Genomic DNA, 948 nt, shown 5'->3' with positions numbered 1-948 from the left:
ACATCGCTTTGAGCACATGACTAATCTGAGCTTATCTATGATCGAAGCTATTGTTTTTGCGATTACTATTGTACTGCCCAACCTTGCCTTGATGTGGTTGGGTTTTTTTATGCAAAGACGCGGCGAGGCGAGTCAGGCTTTTATTGATCAATCCTCAAACTTTGTCTTTAATTACTGTTTGCCCTGTTTGCTATTTTTTAGCGTGGTCGATAGTGAGGTTGATTATGGCAAACAAATCACGCTGATAGTGGCGGGTATTTTGGTGACCTTTATCTTGTTTATTGGTGCAGAGGTTTATGCCAAGCGTTTTGTGAGTCGTCCAGCGGATCAAGGGGTGTTTGTACAAGGTATATTTCGTAGTAATATGGCGATTATCGGGCTGGCAACAGTTGCTAATGCTTACGGAGAGCGAGGATTAAGTATTGGTGCGGTCTATATGGGCGTGGTGACGATATTGTTTAACATCTTAGCTGTCATCACTCTTAGCCGTGTGTCCAAAAGCGTCGATGATACATGGATCAGCCGCAGCACCATGATTGTCAAAAAACTATTTACCAATCCATTAATCATCGCTTTATTGGCCGCTTTTGCTTATAAGGCTCTTATGCTGCCGCCACTTACTGGCGTTATCCATACGACTGGCGATTTATTAGCAGCGGTGGCATTGCCATTGGCCTTAATTTGCGCTGGGGCCAGTATTGATTTAAAGTCGATGCTGCATCCTTCAGGATTATCCATGCAAGCCAGTATCGGTCGTATTGTTATTGCACCAATAGTCGCTATCGCGGTAGGATTAGGTTTTGGACTGACGGGTGTACATATGGGTGTGTTGTTTCTGATGGCTGCATCACCGACCGCCGCTGCCAGTTATGTAATGGCAAAGGCAATGGGAGGCAATGATGTGCTCGCCGCCAATATTCTTGCTTTTACCACGGTAGTAGGAATGCT

At 44.9% G+C, this 948-nt stretch carries 1 protein-coding gene; it reads left to right on the top strand.

The window, feature by feature from the left end; genetic code table 11:
• Nucleotides 1-37: 37 nt before the first annotated feature.
• On the top strand, nucleotides 38-948 hold a 911-nt coding region (locus ACS8FD_RS17545), incomplete at its 3' end, for an AEC family transporter (protein WP_439276792.1).

This window comes from Psychrobacter sp. 1U2 (genome assembly GCF_051847575.1).
This window is presented reverse-complemented; position numbering and strand designations above follow the sequence as displayed.